This window comes from Luteibacter sp. UNCMF331Sha3.1, from assembly GCF_900109915.1.
Classification (GTDB): Bacteria; Pseudomonadota; Gammaproteobacteria; order Xanthomonadales; family Rhodanobacteraceae; genus Luteibacter.
The window spans coordinates 1,900,606-1,906,706 of the sequence record NZ_FOBU01000001.1; the positions used below are offsets into that span (position 1 = coordinate 1,900,606).

Sequence of the window (6,101 nt, forward strand, 5' to 3'; positions counted from 1 at the left end):
CATTCACGCAGCCGTCCGCATGGACGATGGCGTTTCTCGGGTTCTCCTCGGGCCTGCCGTTCCTGCTGGTGGCCGGCACGCTCGCGTACTGGCTGAAAGAGAACGGCATCGTGCTCAAGGAGATCACGATGATCGCCAGCGCCGGCATGACCTACGCGTTCAAGTTCGTCTGGGCGCCGCTGCTCGATCACTGGCAGCTGCCGTTGTTCCGTCGGCTGGGGCTGCGTCGCGGCTGGCTGCTCTTCTCGCAGCTGTGCGTCACGGTGGGCCTCGTGGCGATGGCGGCGCTGTCGCCGGCGAACCTGCCGCTCTTCGTGACGGCGACGCTCTTCGTCGCGTTCTTCGGCGCCACGCAGGACATCGCGGTGGACGCCTACCGAATCGAGATCGCGCCGGTGGAAGCGCAGGGCGCGTTGGTCGCCACGTATGCGCTGGGTTACCGCGTCGCCCTGATCGTCGCCGGCGCCGTGGCGCTGATCATGGCCGATCACGTCGCATGGCCAGTGGTGTACCTCGCGATGGCCGCCACGATGGCGATCCCCATCGTCACCACGATGATGGCGCGGGAGCCGGACGTCGTGCGGCTGAAACCGCAGGGCTGGGCGGACGCGATGCGCGAGAGCATCGTCGAACCGTTCACCGACTTCTTCCGCCGGTACGGCTGGGCGCTGGCCCTGACGACCCTCGCTTTCATCCTCCTGTTCAAGCTTCCGGAGCAGGCCACCATTGGCGGCGTCATGAGCCCGTTCTACCGCGACATGGGGTTCGAGAAAACGCAGATCGCCGCGGTGACCAAGGTTTGGGGGATCTGGGTCGGCATCGCGGGTGCGTTCGTCGGCGGTGCGCTGGTGGCGCGATGGGGCGCGTGGAAACCGCTGGGCGCCGCGATCGTGGTGGCGGGCGCGAGCAATCTTCTGTACCTGTTCCTGATCCGGCATCCGGGCGACATCGTCGTGCTGACGCTGGTGATCTCGGGCGAGAACTTCACCCTCGGCATGCTCGGCCCGCCGACGGTAGCGTTCCTTTCGTCGCTGGTGAACAAGCAGCACACGGCGACGCAGTACGCGTTGCTCAGTTCGCTGGTGAACCTGCCGGGCAAGGTGCTGGGGTTCTTCGCCGGCGGCATCGCGGCGGCGGCGGGCTACGGCGCGTTCTTCGTCATCACGGTGGTGGCCCTGATACCGGCGATGGCGCTGTATGCCTGCCTCTGGACCCGCCACGTCGGGGCCGGCCGGCACGCGGTCGCCCCCGGGGAATAGAGCGCTTGGGCTACGTGCGTCGCGATTTCGATTATGTGTACTATCGGCCCCACAGGGGGCATGCGCGAGGAGGGTCACGCACGTGCCAGATATCGTGGTGAGACATATCGACGAGCAGATGGCCGAGCGGATCAAGACGCTCGCCCGTGAACGCCGCTGGTCGATCAATGAAGTCATTCTGCACGCGTTGCGCTACGGGCTCGGTCTGAGTCCGGGTGACGTGTTCAACGAGCTGTTGCTCGAGCCCGGCGACATCGCGCACCTGACGGGCGCGTGGGACGCCGAGGAGCAGGCCGCCTTCCAGGAAGCGCTCGCCGCACTGGCGCAGGCGTCGCCGTCGTCGCTGGCGGACGCCGGCACGCGCCCGGTGAAAGCGGCCGAGCCGTTCTAGGGAGCGGCGTACACCGCGCCGAGCAACCGAAGCCCCTTCGCCCCCGTGACGGCAGGCAGATTGCCCGGCTCGCCGCGGATGCGGCGATACGCGAGCCACGCGAACGCCATCGCTTCCATCTGGTCGGGGTCGATGCCGACATCGGCGGCGGAGAGCAGCGGTCGACCTTCGAGCCGTGCCGCGATGGCCCGCATCAGGGCGCCGTTGTGCACACCGCCGCCGCAGGCGACGACGTCGGTCGCGTCGGGCGCATGCCGCTCGATGGCGTCGGTGATCGACACGGCGCTCAAGGCCAGGAGCGTTGCCTGCACGTCTTCCGGAGCGAGCTCGGCAACGCGTGGGTGGCCGTCCAGCCATGCGAGATGGAAGTGCTCGCGGCCTGTGCTCTTCGGTGGGTCGAGCACGAAATAGGCGTCGTCGAGCAGCTCGGAAAGCAGGGCGGCATCGACGCTGCCGGACGCCGCGAAGCGCCCGTCGCGATCGAAGGCTTCGCCGCGATGACGCTGGCACCAGGCGTCCATCAGTCCATTGGCCGGCCCCGTATCGAAGCCGCTCACGTCGCCCGAATGGGTCAGCCGCGTGACGTTGGCGATGCCGCCGAGGTTGAGCACCACGCGCGAACCCTGCGTGGGCCGCAGCACCGTCGCATGGAACGCGGGAACCAGCGGCGCGCCCTGGCCGCCGGCGGCGACGTCCGCGCGGCGGAAGTCGGCGACGGTATCGATGCCGGTGCGTTCGGCGATGACCGATGCATCCCCGATCTGCAAGGTGAAGGGGTGGGTGCCGGTGGGACGATGACGGATCGTCTGGCCATGCGAGCCGATGGCGACGACGGCGGAGGCGTCGACCTTCGCCGCCGCGAGCACGGCGCGTGCCGCCTCGGCGAACGCCATGCCGACGGCGACGTCGAGCCTGCCGTACGCGTCGAGATCGAGACGGAGTTCGTCCTGCGCCACCGCGAGGATCCGCTCGCGCAAGGCGCCATCCCAGGGATGCGTGAGGCCGGCGACGAGCGTGGGACGACCGTCCGCGAAGCGGACGAGCGCGGCGTCGATGCCATCCGCGCTGGTACCGGAAATGAGGCCCAGATACAGGCCGTCCGTGGATGACACGGATCAGCCGCCGTGGTTCTTCGCGGTGTCGTTGCGCGCGAGCTTCGTGGTGCTGCCGTCCACCTGGTTGAGGCGTGCGAGCTGCGGTCCGACCACTTCCTTCTTGAACTTCGCGAGCTGGCCGGCCGGCAACGGCTCCGGCTTCGGCAGCGTGACCGTCTGCGGATCGCGCTGCGCATTGTTGACGCGGAATTCGTAATGCAGGTGCGGACCGGTGGCGAGGCCGGTCATGCCGACGTAGCCGATGGTGCTGCCCTGGCTGACGCGCTGGCCGACGCGAAGGTTGGCGAAGCGCGACATGTGGCCGTAAGCGGTGCTGATCGACGCGTTGTGCTGGATGACCACGAAGTTGCCGTAGCCGTTCATCCAGCCACGGAACTTGACGACGCCGTCGCCGGCGGCGTGGATCGGCGTGCCCGACGGCGCGGCATAGTCGACGCCCTTGTGCGCGCGCATCTTGCCGAGGATGGGATGCATGCGACCGGCGCTGAACTGAGAGGAGATGCGCGTGAAGTCGACCGGGATACGCAGGAACGAACCCTGCAACGGACGGCCTTCCTCGCTGAAGTAGCCGACCTTGCCGTCGCTGTTCTTGTAGCGGTACGCGGTGTAACGCTTGCCCTGGTTGATGAACTCGGCGGCGACGATGTCGCCCTCGCGCATGAACGCGCCGTCGCTGTACATGTCGTCGTACACGACGGTGAAGTTGTCGCCGACGCGGAGATCCTGCACGAAGTCGATGTCGAACTTGAACACTTCGGCGAGCTTCAGCACCATCGCGTTGCTCATGCCGGCCTTCGAGGCGGCGCCGAAGAGCGAACTGTCGATGAGGCCGTGGGCGACGTGTTCGCGACGCTGCACGTCGCGCTTCTGCGTGGTGAGCTGCGGTTTGCCGTCGGCGAAGCGCAGCGTGGCGACGCTGGCTTCGTCCGGATCGAAGCGCACACCCTGCAGCACGTGGTCGGCGCCCACCAGGAACTGGAACTCCTGGCCCGGCTTGATCTGATGGAACACCTTCGTGCCGCCCGCGGCGTCGATGACGTGCTGCAGGTCGGTCATCGACAGGCCCTGCGCGATGAAGATGTCCGCGAGCGTCTGGCCCGGCTGCACCTGAACCGTCTGCCACGTCTCCACGGGAGCGAGCGGTTTCACGCTGGCGGGATCGAGACGCGGTACCGCCAGCGGCACGACGGCGAGCGGCACGTTCGCGAGCTGCGTGGAAGAGGGCGCGACGTCGGTGGGCACCCTGGGCAGCGCGGTGGCGACCGTCTCCTTCTTCATCGCGCCGGCCCACGCCGGGATCACGAGCGCGGAAAGGATCACGAGAAGAAAGGCGGTGCCGGCGAGGATCCAGCGCTCGCGCGACCAGCTGAGCGGCTCGGCCGAGGCGTTGCGACTGAAGGACCAGTGGGCGCGCGAATCGTAGAAGTGCGAATGACGGCGCTGCGCCTTGCGCCGGATGGCCTGCTTGCGAGCGCTGTGCGCTCCGCGGTTCACATCACTCATTGTCTTTCTTGTATCCGCTCGCCCCGGGTTGTCGCGTACCATAACGGCCCTGTGCAAACGACGTCAACGCCTTTGCCATCAAGGCTTTGCATCGCATCTTGCGGTTAACGCACAATTAACCCCCACGGCCTTTTCACACACGAATGTGAAGGCCGTCGCCCACCCTATATAGAGAGCAAGCATGAACGAGCTGGACCAGGCCCTGGCGCTCATCGCCCGCGGCGCCGACGAGATTATCAAGAAGGAAGACCTCGAGGCGCGCCTCCGGACCGGGCGCCCGCTGCGCATCAAGGCGGGTTTCGACCCGACGGCGCCGGACCTGCATCTCGGCCACACGGTGCTTCTCAACAAGATGCGCCAGTTCCAGGACCTCGGCCATCAGGTCATCTTCCTGATCGGCGACTTCACCGGCATGATCGGCGATCCGACCGGCAAGAACGTGACGCGCAAGCCGCTGACCCGCGAGGACGTGCTGGCGAACGCGGAAACCTACGCCGAGCAGGTCTACAAGGTGCTCGACCGCGAAAAGACCGAGCTGCGCTTCAATTCGGAGTGGTTCGGCAAGATGGGCGCCGCCGACATGATCCGCCTGGCGGCGCAGCACACCGTGGCCCGTATGCTCGAGCGCGACGATTTCGCCAAGCGCTACAAGGCGGAGCAGCCCATCGCGATCCATGAATTCCTCTATCCGCTCGTGCAGGGCTACGACTCGGTGGCGCTCGAGGCGGACGTCGAGCTGGGCGGCACCGACCAGAAGTTCAACCTGCTGATGGGGCGCGCCCTTCAGGAGCACCACGGCCAGGCGCCGCAGATCGTCCTCACCATGCCGCTGCTCGAGGGCCTGGACGGCGTGGCGAAGATGTCGAAGTCGCTCGGCAACTACATAGGTATCAATGAACCGGCCATCGACATGGTCACCAAGACCATGAAGATCGGCGACGAGCTCATGTGGCGCTGGTTCGAACTGCTGAGCTTCGAGGTGTCGTTGGAAGAGATCGCGCGCATGAAGGCGGATATCGCCTCCGGCGCGCTGAACCCCCGCGACGCGAAGCTGCGCCTCGCACGCGAGCTGACGACCCGGTTCCACGATGCCGCCGCCGCCGAGCAGGCGATCGCGGGCTGGCATGCGGTGGTTCGTGGCGAAGGCGACACCTCGTTGCTCCCTCTGACCGACATCGAGACGCCGGCGGACGGCTTCCGACTTGCCGCTCTTCTGACCGCTGCGGGCGTCACGCCGAGCAATTCGGAGGCGAACCGGAAGCTCAAGGAGCGGGCAGTGCGTATCGATGGCGAGGTGGTGGACGACGCAGCGCGCGTCTTCACGGCCGGATTCGAGGGCGTGCTCCAGGTTGGCAAAAGAAACTTCGCCCGTATCCGCCTGATTTGACGGAACTTTCAAAAAAAGTTCACAAAAGGGGTTGCAGCGTTCCTAGGAATCGCTATTATTCGCCTCCCCGCAGCGGCCCACGTCGAAAGACGAACGCTACGGCAGCTGTATCGCCTCGTCGGCGACCTCGAAAAAAAGCTTCACGAGGGTGTTGACGGAAACGAAAAACGATATAGAATGGGCGGCTCACCTCGGGACGAAATGTTCAGAGGGCATCAACGAAAGATGATGCAAGTGATTGATCTTTGACAGTGTGCGCAGGTGAATTGTGTGGACGCCTTGCGGTGGATTGACGATGTCAACCAAATGCAAGTGTCCCACTAGAAAGAAGTCAGCAATGAGTTTTTTCTTGTTGGGGTTAAGCACTTCAGAAAGATAGATCATCCTTTGGATGGTCGAAAACTTAAGTGAAGAGTTTGATCCTGGCTCAGATTGAACGCTGGCGG

Annotated in this window: 6 protein-coding genes; 3 read left to right on the plus strand and 3 right to left on the minus strand. The window is 65.6% G+C overall.

All coding sequences use genetic code 11. The annotated features are described in order from the left end of the window. Positions 1–26: 26 nt before the first annotated feature. A complete protein-coding gene (locus BMX32_RS08305) occupies positions 27–1,259 on the plus strand; it encodes an AmpG family muropeptide MFS transporter (RefSeq protein WP_089977153.1) in 1,233 nt (410 codons plus the stop codon). A gap of 82 nt (positions 1,260–1,341) precedes the next feature. Further along, positions 1,342–1,650 (plus strand): hypothetical protein, encoded by a 309-nt coding sequence (locus BMX32_RS08310; protein WP_049808606.1) that lies wholly within the window; start codon positions 1,342–1,344, stop codon positions 1,648–1,650. Here BMX32_RS08310 and BMX32_RS08315 read toward each other — a convergent pair. Together BMX32_RS08315 and BMX32_RS08320 are read right to left on the minus strand one after the other, a co-directional pair. Further along, entirely contained in the window at positions 1,647–2,762 is a 1,116-nt protein-coding gene (locus BMX32_RS08315; protein ID WP_089976746.1) for an anhydro-N-acetylmuramic acid kinase, read from the minus strand. The genes BMX32_RS08310 and BMX32_RS08315 overlap by 4 nt on opposite strands. A 3-nt stretch (positions 2,763–2,765) precedes the next feature. Continuing rightward, positions 2,766–4,268: an OapA family protein gene (locus BMX32_RS08320; protein WP_029213363.1), complete on the minus strand. Its 1,503-nt coding sequence runs from the start codon at positions 4,266–4,268 to the stop codon at positions 2,766–2,768. 181 nt (positions 4,269–4,449) lie between these two features. On the opposite strand from BMX32_RS08320, the gene tyrS reads away from it, so the two are divergent. After that, positions 4,450–5,655 (plus strand): tyrosine--tRNA ligase, encoded by a 1,206-nt coding sequence (gene tyrS / locus BMX32_RS08325; RefSeq protein WP_029213364.1) that lies wholly within the window; start codon positions 4,450–4,452, stop codon positions 5,653–5,655. A 186-nt stretch (positions 5,656–5,841) separates the two neighbouring features. Here the strand turns inward: tyrS and BMX32_RS18795 are convergent. Then, on the minus strand, positions 5,842–6,101 hold a 260-nt coding region (locus tag BMX32_RS18795), incomplete at its 5' end, for a hypothetical protein (RefSeq protein ID WP_211664188.1).